Genomic DNA, 18813 nt, shown 5'->3' with positions numbered 1-18813 from the left:
TCCCGGCCAGTTCGCCCAAGTCAGTTCACCGGACTTCGAAAAAGGCACCACCTGGACAAGGCATCAGCTTCCGGCAACGACATCGGCGGAATAGCGCAGTTCGCGCATCGGTTTGACCTTGCTGGTGGTCTGCGCATAGAGCGGGTGCGCCTTGTAGGCGGCCAGCGCGGCGTCGTCGGCGAACTCCGCATAGACGACCACGTCGACCTCATCGGACAGTGGATCGACCTTGGTGTTCAAGGTGACCTCGAAAAGGCTGGAATGAGGAATGTCGCCGAGCGCCAGCAAGCCGGTGCGCACAGCCTCGACATCCTCTTTTCGCCGCGCGCTGAAGAAAACGATATGCCGGATCAACCCCGCCTCCTCGATCAAAGTGCTGGGGTCTTTTGTGACGGCAGGACGTTGGCGTCAATCGACAAGGATGTCGCGGCTGCAGCCGCCGGAGCTAAACCTTGCCGGTAGCATATCGCACAATGCGGCTAAGTTCTCTCACCGTGGTGTCGAGATACCGGCCCTGATTGTACATGCCATCCCAGATCAGGAAAAACGCGATGGCGGCAATGACGATTACATAACGCATGGCTAAATCTATCGCACAAGGAATTCTGCGGCCATAGGCGTTTTTTAACGCGCTGCGCCTTGGCTGTCCAAAGGCACAGATGCCCGCCGGCGCGAGCAATCTGCTTGGCACAGCCCCGGTTGCAGCCTGCCCCTTGAAGTTTCCCCGCATGACGTGGAAGATTGTCGCACGGATTCACCGGGAAGCGCTGAAGCTCTGGTAGGGGGCGCGCACTTCATTCGAGCCCGCTCGCCGACGAACCGGTCGCGGCGGCGTTCGAAGCTGGCGAATGATCCAAGAGAACCGTGGCCCGGCAATTTGCGCCGACACCGCGGAAATCCAGGGGCACGAGATGGCGCAAAAGGAACATTTTGGCGTAGCATTGAGCGACGCGGTCAGGCTCGATGAATTCAATTTCGCGGAGATCGTGAAAGGTCTTCCAGCGAAAGCGCGCATGGTGCTGTCGGCGGCGATGAACCTGCCGCGCGGTTCGCTCAAGGTCAGGCTGCCGGACGGCCGTGCCGTCCTCGTCGGCGGCAAGGGACCTGGCCCAGATGCCGAACTGGTGTTGAAGAATTGGCGCTTGCCGGGCCGCGCCTTTTCCGGCGGCACGATCGGCGTTGCCGAATCCTATATGGACGGCGATTGGGAAAGCCCCGACGTGACCAGCTTCCTGGAGCTGTTCGTGGTCAATTCGGTCATCGGCGAGCGTATCGCGGGCGGCACCAGTTGGCTGATCAACACCGTCCAGCGCATCCGCCACTGGTTCAACCAGAACACGCGCACCGGTTCGAAACGCAATATCTCGGCGCATTACGACCTCGGCAACGCCTTCTACAAGGAATGGCTCGATCCGAGCATGACCTATTCTTCGGCGCTCTACACGACCGGTGCCAACGACCTGGAAGGCGCCCAGGCCGCCAAATATCGCGCTCTGGCGAAGGATACAGGGATCGGTCCGAAGGACCATGTGCTGGAAATCGGCTGCGGCTGGGGTGGCTTCGCCGAATTCGCGGCGCGCGAGATCGGCTGCCGCGTGACCGGGCTGACGATCAGCCGCGAGCAGCACGATTTTGCCACGGCTCGCATCGCCAAGGCTGGCCTTGCCGACAAGGTCGACATCAAGCTGCAGGATTATCGCGACGAAACCGGCACCTATGACCGCATCGCCTCGATCGAGATGTTCGAGGCGGTCGGCGAAAAATACTGGCCGGTGTTTTTCGGCAAGATGAAGGCCTGTCTGAGGCCTGGCGGCACTGCCGGCCTGCAGATCATCACCATCAACGAAGCCGCCTACGACACCTATCGCGCAAGGCCGGATTTCATCCAGCGCTACGTCTTCCCGGGCGGCATGCTGCCGACACCGTCGATCCTGAAGGCACTGGGCAAGGATCATGGCCTCGCCCACCTGCGCGAGCGCGTCTTTCCCGACGACTACGCGCGCACGCTCGCCGAATGGCGCCACCGGTTCCGGGCGTCATGGGAGAAGATCGTTCCGCTCGGCTTCGACGACCGCTTCAAAAAGCTCTGGGAGTTCTACCTGCACTATTGCGAAGCCGGCTTCCGCGCCAGCTACATCGACGTGCGCCAGGTGGTCTACAAGGCGTAAATCGACACGCTCTTCGATTTTCATTGCCGCTGACCAAGCGATGTCGAGCACGATCTCGACATGGCCGCGCGGTCGCCGTCACCCTTCAAAGCAGGATGCGGTATTTCGCGAATCCTGCCTCGCCCTCGCCCGCCGGCTCGATCTTCAGCGATTTCACCTGCGCAATAAAATCCTTGGCCTTGGGGCCGGTTTCGAACACGGCGCTGGCTCCAGGCAGCGGTGCGAACGACCAGTTGTCGTCCGCCGACGGATTGATCGTGCCCTCGCTGACGATATAGCGGACGATGACGTCGCGATTGGTGTCCGGTGCTTCGTAGATGATCTTCGAGGCATTGATGTCGGGGAAATTGCCGCCGCCACCAGCCCGGTAATTGTTGGTCGCGATGACGAATTTCTGTTTGGGATCAATTGGTTTTCCATCGAAACTCAGGTCGACGATGCGATTGGCGCCAGCGTTGACCAGCCCGCCCTTGGCATCGTATTTCGACGGCTGCGACAGATCGATCTTGTAGGTGACGCCGTCGATGACGTCGAAATTGTAGGACGGAAAATCGGTGTTGATGAGGGCCTGGTCGGCCTTCCCAGGCTCGATCCGGTTGAAGATGCCAGCCGACATTTCAAGCCATTCCTTGACCTGCGCACCGGTGATTTCGACCGCACGCACGGTGTTGGGATAGAGGTAGAGGTCGGCAACATTCTTGATGGCGATGTCGCCTGCCGGCACGTCGGTATAGTAGTCGGCGCCGTTGCGCCCGCCGGCCTTGAAGGGAGCGGCGGCCGACAGCAGCGGCACGTCCTTCCATTGCGTGTTCTTGAGAATTTCCTTGAGGTACCAGGTCTGCGCCTGGCTGACGACCTGCACCGACGGATCGTCGGCGACCAGCGCGAAATAGGAATAGAGCGGCGCGGAGGTCTTGCCGACAGGGCGGCGCACATAGGCCAGTGTCGCCTGGTGGTCCTGTTCGAGGGCCGCGATGATGCGCTTGTCGTCCGGGACAGTCGGCTTGTTCTTGTTGTCGACGCGTTCGAAGATCGGCCGCGCCTCGGAAGTGGCTGAAACGATCTTCCATTTCGATCCGTCGCGTTCCAGCATCAAGTCGATCAACCCCATATGCGAGCCCCAGAAGCCGCCCATGACGGCGGGCTTGCCCTGCAGCGTGCCTTTCTGCGTGTCGACACCATCGAGCGACTGGAAATCCTTCTTGCCGGGGAACACCAGATGCTGGTGACCGGTGAACACCGCATCGATGCCGTCGACACCGGCGACGAAGAACGAGGCGTTCTCCATCATCTCGCCCTGCTTCACGTCGATACCGGAATGCGACAGCGCAATGACGATGTCGGCGCCCTCCTCCTTCATCTGCGGCACCCAGGCCTTGGCCGCCTCGACGATGTCGCGCGTCTTGACGTTGCCCTCGAGGTTCTTGAGATCCCAGACCATGATCTGCGGCGGCACGAAGCCGATGATGCCGATCCTGATCGGCTGCTCGGCGCCCGAACCGTCCTTGATCTTCTTGTCGAGGATGACATAGGGCTTGAGATAGAGCTTGTCGTCGCGCGGGTTAGCGGCAAGCTCGGTGCCGCGGATCAAATTGGCGCAGACGAAGGGAAAATTGGCGCCGGCCAGCACCTTGTCCAGGAACGACAGGCCGTAGTTGAATTCGTGGTTGCCGAGCGTCGAGCACTCGTAGCCGAGCAGGTTCATGCCTTTCATGATCGGATGCAGGTCGCCGTCCTTCAGCCCCTTCTCATAGGCGATGTAGTCGCCCATCGGATTGCCCTGCAGCAGGTCGCCATTGTCGATCAGCATCGAATTCACGGCTTCCTTGCGCACAGCATCGATGAGAGACGCCGTGCGCGACAGGCCCAGCGTGTCGTTCGCTTTGTCGGCGTAGTAGTCGTAAGGCAGCACGTTCACATGGATGTCGGTGGTCTCCATGATCCGGAGATGCGCCTGGTTGGCTTGTGCACGGGCGGAGAACGGATGCAGCATGATCAGTGCCCCTGCGGCGGCGCCCGCAAGGAGATCGCGGCGGGATACGGGATGGAGCAGTTGCGACATGTTTTCTCCTTCGACGACCTGACAAGCCCTGCCCCGAAGCGAACTTCGCTCTGAAACCTGCTTAAGTCCATTCAACAAGTCGCGCGCATGAAGCCGCCACTCGATCAGCAACAGATGACGTGCGGATAAACGATCGGGCGAAGAAATCAGCCCTTGTCGTCGTCGCCCTGGGTGATCAGCCGCGCGCTGCGTTGCCCCGTCGCGTAGATCCATAGCCAGCTCAGCGAAACCGCAAGCCGGTTGCGAAAGCCGATCAGGAAATAGATGTGGGCCACTCCCCACAGCCACCAGGCGAGCCAGCCGGTGAGTTTGATCCAGCCGAAATCGATGGCGGCGGCGCGTTTGCCGATCGTCGCCAGATCGCCGGCATGCCTGTAGCGAAAAGGACGCGCGGTCGTGTCGCCGCCGAGCCTGGCCTTGATGGTGGCCGCAACATGTCGGCCCTCCTGTTTGGCGGAAGGCGCCACGCCGGGAACCGGCCGCCCGTCCGGCCGCAGCACATGAGCGGCGTCGCCGATGACAAATATCTCCGGGCTGCCGGGCACGCTGAGGTCAGGCTCGACCAGCACCCTGCCCGCGCGGTCCGCCGGCGCGCCGAGCCATTCAGCGGCTGGCGAAGCGGCAACGCCGGCTGCCCACAGGATCGTTCGGGCGGCCAGTTGCTTATCGCCAAACACAACACCTTCGGCGTCGCAGCGCGTGACGGCCCGGCCGAGCTCGACCGTCACGCCGAGCCGCTCGAGCGCTTTGCTGGCATAGTCGGAAAGTTTCGGTGCGAAATTGGCCAGAATGCGGTCGCCGGCCTCGATCAGCACCACGCGCGTCTGCCGCGTGTCGATGTTGCGGAATTCGCCGCGCAGCGTGTCATGCGCCAACTCGACGATGGTGCCGGCAAGCTCGACGCCGGTCGGCCCGCCGCCGACGATCGCAATGGTCAGCAACGCCTGGCGTTTGGCGGGATCGGTCTCCCGCTCGGCCTGTTCGAAGGCCAGGAGAATGCGGCGCCGAATGGTGGTGGCGTCCTCCAGCGTCTTCAGGCCGGGCGCGAAAGGCTCCCATTCGTCATGGCCGAAATAGGCGTGGCGGGCACCGGTGGCGAGCACCAGCGTGTCGTAGGCGACCGCGCTGCCGTCATCGAGCAGCACGCGCTTGCCGGCGCGGTCGACACCGGTGACATTGGCGAGCAGCGTCGTCACATCCTTGCGCTTGCGCAGGAGGTGGCGGATCGGCCAGGCAATTTCGGAGGTGGCCAGCGCCGTCGTCGCCACCTGGTAGAGCAGCGGCTGGAAGAGGTGATGGTTGCGCTTGTCGATCATGGTGATACGGACCGGCGCGCCAGCAAGTGCACGGGTGAACTCGAGGCCGCCGAAACCCGCGCCGACAACGACGACATGATGCCTAGCTTCGTTCATTTCGTTCACCCCGATAGCAAGATTGCCTGTCCTGGATGTAGGTATTTTTGTGCAATGCAACAACAGATGGACAGTGCCCGAGACTCGTCGTTGCATGTCGTGAATGCACATGTTGTATCGTATCGCGAGGTATAGCGTCATCGAACACGCGATGAGGTGAGGCATGGCCAACGATCGTGACGACGATGCTCCGGCGCAATATTCTTCGCCGCCCTGTTTCATGCACGAACTCGATCCGCAATTCCGTGCGCCTTCGAGCGACTGGACCGATGTGAGACGCTGGCGCAAAGCCGAGCGCGAACGCCTGATCGCCGCGCGTCTTGCTGTTTCGGCCGACGCCCGAACGGTAATGTCGCAAAGCATTGCGGAAAGCCTCGACGCGATGATCGGCGAGATCGCCGGGCGCATGGTCAGTCTCTATTGGCCGTTTCGTGGCGAGCCGGATTTGCGGCCTTGGATGGCGTCCATAAACGAACGCGGCGGCCGCACCGCCCTGCCCATCGTCATCGAGAAGGGGCAGCCGCTGATCTTCCGCGTCTACAAAGCGGGCGACCGGCTGGAGAAAGGTGTCTGGAACATCCCGATCCCGGCCGAGGGCGATCCGGTGCTGCCGGACATCGTCATCTCGCCGATCGTCGGCATCGATCCCCAGAACTACCGCCTGGGGTATGGCGGCGGTTTCTTCGACCGTACGCTGGCAGCGATGCCGTTCAAGCCGCTGGTCATCGGCGTCGGCTACGAATTGCAGCGCATCGCGACCATCTACCCGCAGCCGCACGATATCCCGATGGATCGGGTGGTAACGGCGGTCAGCTAGCCCAGGCCCCACAGGGTGGTTAGCGGCCTGTCAGCAGCCAGGTTGTCATGGTTCGTCTCGATGGATCGCAGAGGCATTCGGGATTGACCCAAGGCACCCACCTTCGTCATCCACGGGCGAAGCAGGAGCGAAGCTCCGTCGCGGAGACCCGAGGATCCATGCCGTGACCTTGACCAAGGAATGCAGCCGAGCAGAACTCTGCACCGTAGTGACGCTTTGAAGTCGCGGCATGGATCCTCGGGTCTGCGCTGCGTCGCTACACTCCTTGCTCCGCCCGTGGATGACGAAGTGACGCCCGTTTCCGCAAATCGAAGGCAGGTGGTTTGTCTATGCAGCGACCCGTCAGAACTTCTGTGTCGAGGAACTAGGCCATCTCCGGCTTCATGCCCATGGCCGTACGGTCGACGATCTCACGCAAGGCGAACGACGAATTGATCTTGGTCACATGCGGCATCGCCGACAGCCATTCCTTGTGGATTCGCTCATAGTCGACGAGATCCTTGGCCGCGATCCTCAGGATGTAGTCATATTCGCCCGACATCAGATGGCAGGACAGCACGTTCGGGCAGCGTTTGATCGCCGCCTCGAAATCCGACAGAGTCTTCTCGAACTGTCCCGACAGCGATATGTGCACGATCGCCGTCATCTGGTGGCCAAGTGCTGTATTGGAAAGCCGGGCATGATAGCCACGGATGGTTCCGGATTTCTCCAGATTGTCGAGCCGGCGCGAACAGGCCGACTGCGATAGGCCGACCTTTTCGGCAAGTGCCGCGTTGGGTATCCTGCCATCCTTCTGCAATGCCTCAAGAATGGCGATATCAATCCTGTCGAGCGTCATTATTCGTGAATCCTGCGAATATCTTGTTATTTCGCGCAACGATTATCGAAACCGGCCGGTTGGCGCAAGCGCATTCGCAAACACCTGCGCAACGATTCGTGGTTCACTCCATCCATACAGGGAACGAGCCCAAAGGGCCGGATCAGGAGAAGAAAATGCGCGTCGGCTGCCCCAAGGAAATCAAGAACCACGAATACCGCGTCGGCCTCACTCCCGGCTCGGTCCGCGAATATGTCGCCCATGGCCACGAAGTGCTGGTCGAGACCGGCGCCGGGGCCGGCATCGGCGCCGATGACAACGCCTATCGCGCCGCCGGCGCCACGATTGCCAAGACGGCCGCCGAGGTGTTCGCCAGGTCGGACATGATCGTCAAGGTCAAGGAACCGCAGCCCAGCGAATGGGCGCAGCTTCGCGAAGGCCAGATCCTGTACACCTACCTCCACCTGGCGCCGGATCCGGAGCAGACCAAGGGCCTGCTTGCGTCCGGCGTGACGGCAATCGCCTACGAGACTGTGACCGACGACCGTGGCGGCCTGCCGCTGCTGGCGCCGATGTCGGAAGTTGCCGGACGTCTGTCGATCCAGGCCGGTGCCACGGCGCTGCAGAAGGCCAATGGCGGCCGCGGTGTGCTGCTGGGTGGCGTGCCCGGCGTGCTGCCCGGCAAGGTCACCGTGCTCGGCGGTGGCGTCGTCGGCCTGCACGCGGCCAGGATGGCGGCCGGCCTTGGCGCCGACGTCACCATCATCGACCGCTCGATCCCGCGCCTGCGCCAGCTCGACGACCTCTTCGCCGGCCGCGTCCACACCCGTTACTCGACTGTCGAGGCGCTGGAGGAAGAGTGCTTTTCGGCAGACATCGTCGTCGGCGCGGTGCTGATCCCGGGTGCCGCGGCACCAAAACTGGTTTCGCGCGAAATGCTGTCGGGCATGAAGAAAGGCTCGGTGCTGGTCGACGTCGCCATCGACCAGGGCGGCTGCTTCGAGACTTCGCACGCCACCACTCATGCCGAGCCGACCTATGAGGTCGACGGCGTCATCCACTATTGCGTCGCCAACATGCCGGGTGCCGTGCCGGTCACTTCGGCCCACGCGCTCAACAACGCGACGCTGCACTATGGCCTGCAGCTTGCCGACAAGGGCCTGAAGGCGCTGGTCGACGATCATCACCTGCGCAACGGCCTCAATGTCCATAAAGGCAAGATCACCAACCGGGCAGTCGCCGAGGCGCTCGGCTACGAACTGGTCGAGCCGAAAGCCGTTCTTGCCGCCTGATTTTTCGCGAAAACAGCTCCTTTCAATCCAGCCCGCCGGTTCCAAGCCGGCGGTTTTTTTCTTGCGAGCCTGTTTTTCAGGCAAAGCTTGGTGTCGAAACACGTGACGCAACGGCACTTTGCTCATCATTGTTGCATATTTGTCATTCCCGTACCGGCCGACTCCCTGCTAGAGACATTCTGGGTTTATTCATTGGGGTACGGGCATATGTTCATTCGCACATCCGCGAAATCTTTTCTTCTTGGTGCTGTTTCTGCTGTAGCTTTGATGTCTGCTGCTCATGCAGCTGACGTCGTGCAACCGGTAGAAGAAGCTGCCGGCTTTAACTGGAGCGGCCTCTACGTTGGTTTCGGCGTCGGTGCCGGTGCCAACGTACACAAGCTCGGCAGCGATTTTATTCCAATCTCGCTGAACGGCATTGGTGGCGAAGGCGTCTATGGTGAGCTGACGGTTGGCTATGACTATATGGTCTCGCCCCGGTTCCTCATCGGAGGTCTGCTGGACGCTCACGTCGGCAACATCGGGACCACGCTGGACATTACGGGGTTCGACGCTTCGATCAAGGAAACCTACGGTTTCGACGCTGGCCTGCGTCTCGGCTACCTCTTGACGCCGAACACTCTGGGTTACGTGCTGGGTGGCTATTCCTGGCAGAAGTACAAGCTCGATACGAACGCCGGCTTCGACTTTGATTGGGATCAGAGCGGGTATTTTGTCGGAGGTGGCATCGAAACGGCCATCAACAGCAATTGGACGATCAAGACTGAGTATCGCTATACGCGCTTCGGGACCAAGGACGATCTTCTTTCCGACGCTGGCCTTGTCGGAGTTCCGGACGGTCTCCTCAATCTTGACACCTCGCGCCATACCTTCCAGATCGCAGCCAATTACCGTTTCGGTGCGCAGAACGGCGGCGGTGCTGCCTTCGAGACGCCAGCCTACAACTGGACCGGCTTCTACATCGGCGGCGCTGGTGGCGCCGGTGCATCCGTGCATCAGATCAACGTTCCGCCGCTCGGCGACCTGGAATTCAATGGTCTCGGTGGCGAAGGTGCCTTTGGTGAACTGAACGTCGGCTACGATCATGACTTCGGCAGCTGGGTCGCAGGCGTCATGGTCGATGCACGCTACTCCGGCATGACTTCCGAACTGGAGCTCGGCGGCGGATCGATCAACGTCGATACCGACTATGGGTTCGATGTGTTGGGCCGCGTCGGCATGAAGATGAACGAATCGACCCTTGCCTATGCGCTTGCCGGCTATAGCTGGCAGCATTTCGATCTGAACGCTTCCGATCCGATCGGCGACATTCTCGACTGGGGTTCCAGCGGTTTCTCGGTTGGTGGCGGCCTTGAAACGGCTCTGTCCAGCAACGTTACCGTCGGTCTCGAATATCGCTATTCGCAGTTCGCCAAGAAGGACTTTTCTTCGGAATTCGGCGCACCTGACGACACCCTTACCGCGACTTCCTCTTTCCACACCGTGCGTCTCGGCGCGAAGTACAAGTTCAACTAAAAGGCCCTCCAGCCAAACAGTTGCAGCCCGTCGGCCATGCCGGCGGGCTTTTTTGTTGCGCGGAATACCCCCGCGCAACAAAAAAGCGGAGCCAAAGCCCCGCTTCCTCGATGTCGAGATTTGCCGCCGGTTCATCCGCGGTCGGCAAATCGATCGACAATGGCTTTCTATCGCGATTATGCGACGGGAGTACGACAACTGTTCCCAGCGGCTAATCTCAGCCTCAAGCGCGCTCGATACGGCACTGGTAGCAATTGTTGCGCGCCGAACGGACATGGACGTAGGCGATCTCGTCGCGTTCGAACAGCGTCTCGGCCCGTGCAGCAATTGCCGTGGTCGGGATGACGCCGCCGCTGCCATAGACGATACGATCATCCCTGCCATAGCCGCGCACGATGTAGTCAGGGCTATCGAGAACCTCGGGCAGCGCCTCGCTCTCAGCGGCACCATCGCATTCCTCGGCATGCAGGAAGATCGGCCCCGTTTCGGCGTAGGGCTGAAGGCTAGGGAATGGCCTGTATGCCAGAACAAGGTAGGCATCGCCGGCTCCTATATTCTTCAAGCAATGCCGGCAAGGCATGCCGTCACCGTCGGAGATCTTTCGCTCGGGCATTTGGCCATAAGCATCGATCCCGCCGCGCTGCAACGTCCTGACATCTTCGGTCGGCAAAGCTTTGAACTGGATGGTCATCGAAAAATCTCCGGTGTCGTGACTGGAAATTATGTCCTTGAACCCTCGCCGCCCACCCGATTCCTGCCAAATGTCGAAGAGCCGGTCGCCCCTCGGCGATCGGCTCTCATCAAGTCCCGTCGGAGCTGCGGCTCAACGGATGAAATCGTCGAAGCGGCGCAGCGTCACCCGGCGATTCTGCCAGTTTTCGGTCTGCGTCCGCACGAGCAAAAACTCCTCGCCGTAACCAACAGTTTCCAGGGCATGGCCGGGCACGCCGAATTCGCGCACCAATGTGCGCTTCAGCGAAGCGGCGCGCTGTTCGGACAGAGCCTGATTCGACTGGAAGGAGCCGACGGCGTCGGTATGACCCTCGATCAGCACGCGGGCGCCGCGATCGCGGCGCAGGATGCGCCGCAGCGCGTCGGCAATGGTCTCGATCTTGTCGTATTGCGAACTGGAAATGGCCGCCGAACCGAAGGCGAAGTTGATCGACTGGATATCGATCGAGCGGGCCATGCGGCGCAAATCCGGGCGCCGCTTGAATTCGCGGATGGTGACGCGCTCGTTCGGCCGCAATTTCACACGCGGCGCCGCCTCGAGCTTCCGCTCGATCGTCGCGGCCGAAGGCGTTGTCGCCTGGGCTGCGGCCAGGCTTGGCATGGCAATTGCCGCGATCAGCGCGGCGGCAAGTGTACGGCGGGTCAGCATATCTTCGTCTCCTTCGGCCTTGGCCGCATTGATGGTGCCGGCAACATGCCAAAAACAGCCTGAAGGGCCGATGAACGACGGGTTCAGATTCGAGCTGGTATTAGCTTCCGGCTAGGGCCGCATGACGCTGGCCGCGCGCTCGGTGAAAGGCAGCGGATGGACGATTTCCCTCTTTTGCGCCACCGGTGCGAAGCCGAGCTTCTGGTAGAGCGGCAGAGCCGCCGGATGATCGAGCGTGCAGGTCTGCACCGTCACCCGCTTCGGCCCATGCGACCATGCGGCGGCGATCGCGGAGCCCAGGAACCAGCGGCCGATGCCTTGCCCGGTCGCATGTTCCATCATGCCGAAATAGGCAAGCTCGACTTCCTCCGGCAGATGCGGCTTGAGGTCGAAGAAGCCGGCGGGGGCGCCATCGAGGTAGAGCACCCTGATGTCGCGGTCCTCGCGATGGATGCCGGCCGAAAGCTCGTCGTCATCCAGCCTCAGCACATTGACCCAGTGCCATTTGCGCCCCACCCGGTCCATCAGATAGCGGTAGAAATGCAGCGGAATATCCTTGGTCTTCAGCAGCGCGACCTGACGGTTATACGGCACAGGCGGCGAATAGGCCGGCGGCACATGCATCTCGAGGAACGTCACCGTGACGTCAATGTCTTCCAACGTGCCGTTTTCCATCGTCTTCATTCCTTGCCGGTCACCACAGGCGTGTCGGAAAGCCCGCCCCACTCCGTCCAGGAGCCGTCGTAAAGCCTGTTGTTCGTATGGCCAAGCGTTTCCAGCGCCAGCGTCACCACCGCCGCGGTAATACCGGAGCCGCATGAAGTGACGACAGGTTTCGACAGATCGATGCCGGCCTCCTCGATCGCCTTGCGCAGGCGGTCCTTCGACAACAGCTCGCCATTTTCCGACAGCGCCGAATAGGGCAGATTGCGCGCGCCAGGCATATGGCCGGAGCGGATACCCGCGCGCGGCTCAGGTTCAGTGCCGGTGAACCGGCCCGGCCCCCGGGCGTCGGCGATCTGGCTTGCCCTGGTGTCGACGATCCGGCGCATGTCGGCGAGGCTGGCGACGCACCCGGGGTCGAAATCGGCATGAAACACGCTTGGCGCGATCTTGGTCGGCTCAGCCGTCATCGGCCTGCCGGCGGCTTTCCAGCCATCGAAGCCGCCATCCAGAATATAGGTCTGGAAGACGCCCATCACCCGGAACATCCACCACGCCCGGGGCGCCGAGAAGAAACCCGGACCATCATAGACGACGATGGTGTCATCGGCCGAAACACCCATGGCGCCGACATACTGGGCAAAATGCTGCGGCGACGGCAAGGTATGCGGCAGGGGCGAATCCGGGTCCGAAACGGCATCCTGATCGAGAAATCGTGCGCCCGGGATGTGGGCCGACTCATACTCGCCGCGCGCATCGCGCTTCTGCGCCGGGAGATACCAGGATGCGTCGATGATCGTCAGGCCCGGCTCGCCGAGACGTTGCTGCAGCCAGTCTGCGTCGACGGTGAAGGGGCTGTCCTCGGCCATTTTGTTCTCCTGCTCGCTTTTTGGCGATCACTGTCCTGTTCAGTTTGCCGGCATCGGCCCAAAGCGGATGCGGAAGCGCCGGTTCTCGCGGCCCTTCTTCTCGATCTTGCCGATGTGGATTTCGCCGACTTCGCCGGTGCTCTTCACATGGGTGCCGCCGCAGGGCTGGCTGTCCACCGAGGCGTTGTCGCCGATACAGACCAGGCGGATCTTGCCGGTGCCGACCGGCGGCCGGACGTTCTTGGATTTCACCAGGCCGGGATTGGCGGCCAGATCCTCGTCACTGATCAGCCTGACAAAGATCGGATGATCGGCCCGCACCAGGTCCATCAGCCCGGCAGTGACGTCCTCCTTGGTGAAGCCGGCATCCGGAGCGTCGAAATCGACACGGCTGTCGTCCTCGGAAACCGAGGCACCGGTGATCGGGAACGGGCAGACGACGGTAAGCAGGTGGCAAGCCGCATGCATGCGCATCAGGAGATGCCGCCGCTCCCAGTCGATCGCCAGCCTCAGCGCCTCGCCGGGCTGCGGAACCGCCTGCTCCGGCGCTGGCACGTGGATGATCTCGTCCTTGGTCTCACCGGTGAGGGTGGCGGCAATGGCGATGCGGCTACCATCGCCGCGTTCGAGATATCCGGTGTCACCCGGCTGGCCACCCGAAGTGGCGTAGAAGATCGTCCGGTCGAGGATGATACCGCCGCGATCGTTCACAGCAACGACTGTCGCGTCCGCCGTCCGCAGATAGGCATCGTCGCGAAACAGGGCGTCCGTCCTGTTTGCCATCACGCGACCTTTTCGAACGGCACCGGAATTGTGCTCTTCAGCTCCATCCAGCCTGGCACCGGCAGCTGCTTCTCGCGCAGGAATTCCGGGTTGAACAGTTTTGATTGATAGCGCGTGCCGTAATCGCAAAGGATGGTCACGATGGTGTGGCCGGGGCCTAATTCCCTGGCCAGACGGATCGCGCCGGCAATGTTGATGCCGGTCGAGCCGCCGACGCAAAGGCCTTCTTCCTGGATCAGGTCGAAGACGATCGGCAGCGCATCCTCATCGGGGATCTGGAATGAAAAATCCGGCGTGAACCCTTCGAGATTGGCGGTGATTCGCCCCTGCCCGATGCCTTCGGTGATCGAGCTGCCTTCGGACTTCAGCTCGCCGCTGGTGTAGAAAGAATAGAGCGCGGCCCCCAGCGGATCGGCGAGCGCGATCTTCACATCCCGGCTTTTGGCTTTCAGTCCGGAGGCGACGCCGGCCAGCGTGCCGCCCGAACCGACCGCCGAGACAAAGCCGTCGACCTTGCCGCCGGTCTGGTTCCAGATTTCCTCCGCCGTGGTGCGGATATGGCCGTCACGGTTGGCGACATTGTCGAACTGGTTGGCCCAGATGGCGCCGTTCGGTTCTGTCTTTGCCAGTTGCTCGGCCAACCGCCCCGACAGTTTCACGTAATTGTTGGGATTCCTGTAGGGCACGGCCGGCACTTCGATCAGTTCGGCGCCGAGCAGTTTGATCGTGTCCTTCTTCTCCTGGCTCTGTGTGTCCGGGATGACGATGACGGTGCGATAGCCGAGCGCCTTGGCGACCAACGTCAGCCCGATGCCGGTATTGCCCGCCGTTCCCTCGACGATCACACCGCCGGGCTTCAGCAGCCCGCGCTTCTCGGCGTCGCGGATGATGAACAGGCCCGCGCGATCCTTGACCGACTGGCCCGGATTCATGAATTCGGCCTTGCCCAGGATCTCGCAACCGGTTTGTTCCGAAGCTTTGTTGAGGCGGATCAGAGGCGTGTTGCCGATCGCGTCGATCACAGAACGGGGCATTCAGGATTCCTTGTGTAGGTGCGCCGAAACCCTAGAAACCCGAAGCTGCGGTTTCAAGGCAAGAATTTGTCTGGTCCAGTCGCATTTGCAGTGCTGTTGTTGCGTCGGCGCTTCCCGAGGCTGGCCTCTTGCGCCACTGTTCATTTCCGGCTGACGTTGAAAAGCGGCTTTTCATTCGATTTCTTCACCGCTAGAGCAAAGCACCAACAAGTCGACAGGGCGCAGCATGACACTCTACCGGGCTAACCCGAAGCACGGCGTCGCCTGGATCACGGGCGGCTCAAGCGGCATCGGCCGTGCGCTGGCCAGGGATCTTGCTTCCCAGGGCTATGCCGTCGCGGTGACGGCGCTTGACGACGATCCGATCGACACGCTTGTCGTCGAGACCGCGCAGATGCCGGGCAGTGTCACGGCCTTTCCTTGCGATGTCACCGACGAGCCGCGCATGGCAAGAACCGTCGCCGCGATCGAGAAGGAACTCGGTCCCATCGTGCTCGCCATCTTCAATGCAGGGAACTACATTTCGACGCCGGGGGAGAATCTTGTCGTCAACGACTTTCGGCGGTCCTTCGAGGTCAATTATTTCGGCATCATCAACGGCCTCGTGCCCGCGGTCGAACGCATGCGTGTGCGGGCGCGCGGCCATGTCGTGCTGGTCGGCTCGGTGACATCCTATTTCGGCTGGCCGACAACGGCCGCCTATGGCGGCACCAAGGCGGCCATCAACATTCTGGCCGAGTCGCTGAAGTATGATTTCGACAAGATGAACGTGCGTATCCAGGTGTTCAATCCCGGCTTCATCGACACCCCGCTGACCGAGAAGAACATGCTGCCCATGCCGGGACTGATGCCGGTCAGCCGCGCATCGCGCCGCATGGCGCGGGGCATCAAGTCGGGCGGCTTCGAAGTCCATTTCCCGCGCCGGACCAGCTGGCCCCTGAAACTGCTCGGCCTGCTGCCGAGGCCGCTGTGCAGAGGGTTTATCAGCCTGATGACCAGTTGGAAGGCGCGGCCGCTGCATTACGACCGCAAGCCCCCGATCGAATAGGACGCCGGCGAAATTGGCAGGCTCACCGTTTCGGGCCGCCGTCGCCATGGTTGAGGCAAGTGCTGCGTGGAGTCTGCGATGGGGCGACGGATCGTGCTTGCTGTGCTGGGCCTTATCGCCATTCTCGCACTGGCCTTCGTGCTCGGCCCGCGCGTTCGCGTCGACACCACTATCCGTTTCGATCCCTCGCTCATCGCTGACGATCCGCAGGCCTATGTGGCAAAGGCGGAAGCCGTCATCCCCGGAATCCGTGACGGGCTGGAAAAAGAGATCGTCTGGGCCGATCCGTTGGTGCATGCCAGGACCCCGCTGTCGATCGTCTACATCCACGGCTTTTCCGCATCGAAGGGCGAAATCCGCCCGCTGCCCGACGAAGTGGCGGAACAGCTCGACGCCAATCTCTTCTACACACGCCTTACCGGTCACGGGCAGGATGGCGCGGCGATGACGCAAGGCAGCATCAATGCCTGGATCAACGACTATGAGGAGGCGCTCGCCATCGGCCGGGCGATCGGCGACAAGGTGATCGTCATCTCGACGTCGACCGGCGGCTCGCTGGCGGTCTGGGCGGCAACGCAGCCCGGTACGTCGGACGGGGTGGCGGCGATTGCGTTCATCTCCCCGAACTTCGGCGTCAAGGCTTCGGGCGCCGAGATCCTGACCATGCCGTGGGGCAAACAGATCGCCAGGCTGGTCGCCGGCAAGGAGCACAGCTTCGTGCCGCGCAACGCGCTGAATGAAAAATTCTGGACCACCCGCTACCCGATCGAAGCAACCTTGCCGGTGCAGGCGCTGACCGAGCTTGCCTATGGCGCGCCGGTGGAGAAGGCGACCACCCCTGCACTGTTCATCTTTTCTGATTCGGACAAAGTGGTGCGGGCCGATCGCACCCGCGAGATTGCCGGGCGCTGGGGGGCGCCGCATGAACTGGTTCCGGTCGACGACACCGGCGACCCGGACAATCACGTCATTGCCGGCGACGCGCTGTCGCCATCGACCACGGCGTTTCTGGCGCAAAGGATCGCCGTCTGGATCGAAGCGGTGGTGAAGTAGGCAGACGAAAAAGGCGACCGAAGCATCGCTTCAGCCGCCCTTTCCTTGTCTGTCCCGGCAATCAGCCAGCCTGAGCTTGACTGACTACAACGCTGGCTACTTACGCAGCCCGCGCCGCCGGACGCTTGCCGCCGAAGCGGCGCTTGTTGTTGCCCTTGAAGGCCGGCTTGGCGCCATCAGGCTTGCGCTCGCCTGCGAAGGCCGGCTTGTCGCCGAAGCGCTTCTTGCCAAAGCCGTTGCCCTTGTTCTCGCCACCGGGCCGCCTGCCGTCGCGACGGCCATTGCGGTCGTTGCGATCATTGGCCGGCTCGAATCGCTCGTTCTTTTCAGCCGGATTGCGCAGCGGATCGGGGCTGCCGAGATGGTCGGCAACGATCGGCAGCTTGGTGCGGATGATGCGCTCGACCTGGCGCAGCTTGCTGTTCTCGGAAGGATCGCAAAGCGTTATCGCGATGCCGTCCATGCCGTTGCGGCCGGTACGGCCGATGCGGTGGACGTAGCTCTCGGCTTCATCAGGCAGGTCGAAATTCACGACATGGCTGATGCCGGGCACGTCGATGCCGCGCGCCGCGATGTCGGTCGCCACCAGAATGCGCACCGAGCCGTCGCGGAAATCGTTCAGCGCTTTCTGGCGGGCGTTCTGCGACTTGTTGCCGTGGATGACGGCGGCCTTGAAGCCATCGCGCTCGAGGTCCTTGGTCACCCTGTCGGCACCATGCTTGGTGCGCGAAAAGATGATGACGGACTTCATCGCCTCGTCGGCGAGCATCGTCGACAACACCTGGCGCTTCTGCTTGGTGCGGGCAAAGACGACGCCCTGCACGATCTCGGCCGCCGCCGTGCTTTGCGGCGCGACTTCGACACGAATCGGGTTCTTCAGCAGGCCCTTGGCCAGTTCGGCGATTTCATTGGGCATGGTCGCCGAGAACAGCACCGTCTGACGGTCGGGCGCGGTCGCCTTGGCGATGCGCTTGACGTCGTTGATGAAGCCCATGTCGAGCATGCGGTCGCCTTCGTCCAGCACCAGCCATTTGGTGTCGGCAAGCACAAGGTCTCCCTCACGCACCAGGTCGGTCAACCGGCCGGGCGTGGCGATCAGGATGTCGACGCCGGGAGCAACCTTCTTCACCTGGCTGAAGCGGGACACGCCGCCGAGCACGAGCGCGGTCGAGACATGCGCGCCCTTGGCGAGGATCTTGATCGTGTCTTCGATCTGCACGGCGAGTTCGCGCGTCGGCGCCAGGATAAGCGCACGTGCCGTCTTCGGCCGGCGCTTGGTGCCAAGCGCAATGATCTTCGACAGAATCGGCAGCGCGAAGGCCGCAGTCTTGCCGGAGCCGGTCTGGGCGATGCCGAAAATGTCACGGCCTTCCATCTGCGGCGGGATCCCCTGTGCCTGGATCGGCTTCGGCTCGGCGAAGCCGGCGTTGTGGGTGGCCTTGAGCAGCGCGCCCGTAATACCCAGTGCCGCGAAACCGGTGAGTTCCGCAGTGCTACCGGGCAAAGTGTTTTCGTTGGTCAAAATAATCTTCTTTCACGCGGCTTCTGGCCGCAAACATCGATGGCGGCAGGGCGCAACCTGCCGTCGAAAAATCTGTGATGAACGACAAGGCGGGCGGACGTATTCGTCCACTCGGCTGCGCTGTCGTGCCCGCAGGCATCATGCCACGGGGCTTTTTCGCCGCTTTGTGATTTACCGGAAAAAGGGCCGATATACCGGAAAGAGGGAAAACAGACGCAACCAGTCTCATTCGTCGAGAAGGCCGGATTCGTTCCCGGCCCAAGCGCCTATGGGCTGCATATGGCTGAGTTCGCCCTCAATTGCAAGGGGCTTCATGTTGCAGCGCAGCAAAACCGTGCCGGCAAGCGGCGCTTGCGCGCGCTTGCCGGCACGATTAC

General features: G+C 62.0%; 18 protein-coding genes. 6 read left to right on the top strand and 12 right to left on the bottom strand.

Features of this window, described 5'->3' with window-relative positions:
- Positions 1 to 63: 63 nt before the first annotated feature.
- Positions 64 to 354 carry a Dabb family protein gene (locus NKI99_RS19685; protein WP_023812050.1) on the bottom strand — a complete coding sequence of 97 codons (291 nt, stop codon included), beginning with the start codon at positions 352 to 354 and terminating at the stop codon, positions 64 to 66.
- A 91-nt stretch (positions 355 to 445) separates the two neighbouring features.
- Positions 446 to 580: a hypothetical protein gene (locus tag NKI99_RS19680; RefSeq protein ID WP_023812051.1), complete on the bottom strand. Its 135-nt coding sequence runs from the start codon at positions 578 to 580 to the stop codon at positions 446 to 448.
- A gap of 331 nt (positions 581 to 911) precedes the next feature.
- Here NKI99_RS19680 and NKI99_RS19675 point away from each other — a divergent pair, with 331 nt between their 5' ends.
- Positions 912 to 2168, top strand: coding sequence for an SAM-dependent methyltransferase (locus tag NKI99_RS19675; RefSeq protein WP_128304513.1), 1257 nt, complete (start codon positions 912 to 914; stop codon positions 2166 to 2168).
- 85 nt (positions 2169 to 2253) lie between these two features.
- Here the strand turns inward: NKI99_RS19675 and NKI99_RS19670 are convergent, their stop codons facing one another.
- Together NKI99_RS19670 and NKI99_RS19665 are read right to left on the bottom strand one after the other, a co-directional pair.
- Positions 2254 to 4230, bottom strand: coding sequence for a bifunctional 2',3'-cyclic-nucleotide 2'-phosphodiesterase/3'-nucleotidase (locus tag NKI99_RS19670; RefSeq protein ID WP_352611732.1), 1977 nt, complete (start codon positions 4228 to 4230; stop codon positions 2254 to 2256).
- Between the two features lie 146 nt (positions 4231 to 4376).
- A complete protein-coding gene (locus tag NKI99_RS19665) occupies positions 4377 to 5642 on the bottom strand; it encodes an NAD(P)/FAD-dependent oxidoreductase (RefSeq protein ID WP_352611731.1) in 1266 nt (421 codons plus the stop codon).
- 163 nt (positions 5643 to 5805) lie between these two features.
- On the opposite strand from NKI99_RS19665, the gene NKI99_RS19660 reads away from it, so the two are divergent.
- Positions 5806 to 6459, top strand: coding sequence for a 5-formyltetrahydrofolate cyclo-ligase (locus NKI99_RS19660; RefSeq protein ID WP_128304443.1), 654 nt, complete (start codon positions 5806 to 5808; stop codon positions 6457 to 6459).
- Between the two features lie 364 nt (positions 6460 to 6823).
- On the opposite strand, the gene NKI99_RS19655 is transcribed toward NKI99_RS19660, so the two are convergent.
- Positions 6824 to 7297 carry an Lrp/AsnC family transcriptional regulator gene (locus tag NKI99_RS19655; RefSeq protein WP_023812056.1) on the bottom strand — a complete coding sequence of 158 codons (474 nt, stop codon included), beginning with the start codon at positions 7295 to 7297 and terminating at the stop codon, positions 6824 to 6826.
- Positions 7298 to 7452: 155 nt separating this feature from the next.
- On the opposite strand from NKI99_RS19655, the gene ald reads away from it, so the two are divergent.
- Together ald and NKI99_RS19645 are read left to right on the top strand one after the other, a co-directional pair.
- Positions 7453 to 8568, top strand: coding sequence for an alanine dehydrogenase (gene ald / locus NKI99_RS19650; protein ID WP_023812057.1), 1116 nt, complete (start codon positions 7453 to 7455; stop codon positions 8566 to 8568).
- A gap of 207 nt (positions 8569 to 8775) precedes the next feature.
- Positions 8776 to 10083 (top strand): outer membrane protein, encoded by a 1308-nt coding sequence (locus NKI99_RS19645; RefSeq protein ID WP_127295827.1) that lies wholly within the window; start codon positions 8776 to 8778, stop codon positions 10081 to 10083.
- Positions 10084 to 10306: 223 nt separating this feature from the next.
- Here the strand turns inward: NKI99_RS19645 and NKI99_RS19640 are convergent, their stop codons facing one another.
- From NKI99_RS19640 to NKI99_RS19615, 6 genes are all read right to left on the bottom strand, one after another.
- A complete protein-coding gene (locus NKI99_RS19640) occupies positions 10307 to 10774 on the bottom strand; it encodes a DUF1203 domain-containing protein (RefSeq protein ID WP_128305997.1) in 468 nt (155 codons plus the stop codon).
- A gap of 132 nt (positions 10775 to 10906) precedes the next feature.
- Positions 10907 to 11464: an OmpA family protein gene (locus tag NKI99_RS19635; protein WP_128305998.1), complete on the bottom strand. Its 558-nt coding sequence runs from the start codon at positions 11462 to 11464 to the stop codon at positions 10907 to 10909.
- A gap of 111 nt (positions 11465 to 11575) precedes the next feature.
- Positions 11576 to 12139 (bottom strand): GNAT family N-acetyltransferase, encoded by a 564-nt coding sequence (locus tag NKI99_RS19630; RefSeq protein ID WP_023812061.1) that lies wholly within the window; start codon positions 12137 to 12139, stop codon positions 11576 to 11578.
- Positions 12140 to 12144: 5 nt separating this feature from the next.
- The gene (gene sseA / locus NKI99_RS19625; protein ID WP_352611730.1) at positions 12145 to 12996 is read right to left on the bottom strand and encodes a 3-mercaptopyruvate sulfurtransferase; all 852 of its coding nucleotides are present in this window, start codon (positions 12994 to 12996) and stop codon (positions 12145 to 12147) included.
- A 39-nt stretch (positions 12997 to 13035) separates the two neighbouring features.
- On the bottom strand, positions 13036 to 13779 hold the full coding sequence (locus NKI99_RS19620; protein ID WP_352611729.1) for an alanyl-tRNA editing protein: 744 nt from the start codon (positions 13777 to 13779) through the stop codon (positions 13036 to 13038).
- On the bottom strand, positions 13779 to 14813 hold the full coding sequence (locus tag NKI99_RS19615; protein ID WP_023812064.1) for a cysteine synthase A: 1035 nt from the start codon (positions 14811 to 14813) through the stop codon (positions 13779 to 13781). The genes NKI99_RS19620 and NKI99_RS19615 overlap by 1 nt, the downstream gene beginning before the upstream one ends.
- A 226-nt stretch (positions 14814 to 15039) precedes the next feature.
- On the opposite strand from NKI99_RS19615, the gene NKI99_RS19610 reads away from it, so the two are divergent.
- Positions 15040 to 15861 (top strand): SDR family oxidoreductase, encoded by an 822-nt coding sequence (locus tag NKI99_RS19610; RefSeq protein WP_023812065.1) that lies wholly within the window; start codon positions 15040 to 15042, stop codon positions 15859 to 15861.
- Between the two features lie 78 nt (positions 15862 to 15939).
- Positions 15940 to 16914 carry an alpha/beta hydrolase gene (locus NKI99_RS19605; protein ID WP_352611728.1) on the top strand — a complete coding sequence of 325 codons (975 nt, stop codon included), beginning with the start codon at positions 15940 to 15942 and terminating at the stop codon, positions 16912 to 16914.
- A 100-nt stretch (positions 16915 to 17014) separates the two neighbouring features.
- On the opposite strand, the gene NKI99_RS19600 is transcribed toward NKI99_RS19605, so the two are convergent.
- Positions 17015 to 18436, bottom strand: a complete 1422-nt coding sequence (locus NKI99_RS19600) for a DEAD/DEAH box helicase (protein WP_352611727.1) — start codon at positions 18434 to 18436, stop codon at positions 17015 to 17017.
- Positions 18437 to 18813 lie beyond the last annotated feature (377 nt).

The organism is Mesorhizobium sp. M0239, from assembly GCF_040321815.1.
GTDB lineage: Bacteria > Pseudomonadota > Alphaproteobacteria > Rhizobiales > Rhizobiaceae > Mesorhizobium.
Note: the sequence above shows the minus strand (reverse complement) of the source record. Positions and strands in the feature narration are given on the sequence as shown.

What these genes read in the sequence shown, in the direction of transcription:
- NKI99_RS19680 (WP_023812051.1), bottom strand. Translation starts at nt 580, where the DNA reads ATGCGTTATGTAATCGTCATTGCCGCCATCGCGTTTTTCCTGATCTGG.
- NKI99_RS19675 (WP_128304513.1), top strand. Translation starts at nt 912, where the DNA reads ATGGCGCAAAAGGAACATTTTGGCGTAGCATTGAGCGACGCGGTCAGG.
- NKI99_RS19670 (WP_352611732.1), bottom strand. Translation starts at nt 4,230, where the DNA reads ATGTCGCAACTGCTCCATCCCGTATCCCGCCGCGATCTCCTTGCGGGC.
- NKI99_RS19665 (WP_352611731.1), bottom strand. Translation starts at nt 5,642, where the DNA reads ATGAACGAAGCTAGGCATCATGTCGTCGTTGTCGGCGCGGGTTTCGGC.
- NKI99_RS19660 (WP_128304443.1), top strand. Translation starts at nt 5,806, where the DNA reads ATGGCCAACGATCGTGACGACGATGCTCCGGCGCAATATTCTTCGCCG.
- NKI99_RS19655 (WP_023812056.1), bottom strand. Translation starts at nt 7,297, where the DNA reads ATGACGCTCGACAGGATTGATATCGCCATTCTTGAGGCATTGCAGAAG.
- ald (WP_023812057.1), top strand. Translation starts at nt 7,453, where the DNA reads ATGCGCGTCGGCTGCCCCAAGGAAATCAAGAACCACGAATACCGCGTC.
- NKI99_RS19645 (WP_127295827.1), top strand. Translation starts at nt 8,776, where the DNA reads ATGTTCATTCGCACATCCGCGAAATCTTTTCTTCTTGGTGCTGTTTCT.
- NKI99_RS19640 (WP_128305997.1), bottom strand. Translation starts at nt 10,774, where the DNA reads ATGACCATCCAGTTCAAAGCTTTGCCGACCGAAGATGTCAGGACGTTG.
- NKI99_RS19635 (WP_128305998.1), bottom strand. Translation starts at nt 11,464, where the DNA reads ATGCTGACCCGCCGTACACTTGCCGCCGCGCTGATCGCGGCAATTGCC.
- NKI99_RS19630 (WP_023812061.1), bottom strand. Translation starts at nt 12,139, where the DNA reads ATGGAAAACGGCACGTTGGAAGACATTGACGTCACGGTGACGTTCCTC.
- sseA (WP_352611730.1), bottom strand. Translation starts at nt 12,996, where the DNA reads ATGGCCGAGGACAGCCCCTTCACCGTCGACGCAGACTGGCTGCAGCAA.
- NKI99_RS19620 (WP_352611729.1), bottom strand. Translation starts at nt 13,779, where the DNA reads ATGGCAAACAGGACGGACGCCCTGTTTCGCGACGATGCCTATCTGCGG.
- NKI99_RS19615 (WP_023812064.1), bottom strand. Translation starts at nt 14,813, where the DNA reads ATGCCCCGTTCTGTGATCGACGCGATCGGCAACACGCCTCTGATCCGC.
- NKI99_RS19610 (WP_023812065.1), top strand. Translation starts at nt 15,040, where the DNA reads ATGACACTCTACCGGGCTAACCCGAAGCACGGCGTCGCCTGGATCACG.
- NKI99_RS19605 (WP_352611728.1), top strand. Translation starts at nt 15,940, where the DNA reads ATGGGGCGACGGATCGTGCTTGCTGTGCTGGGCCTTATCGCCATTCTC.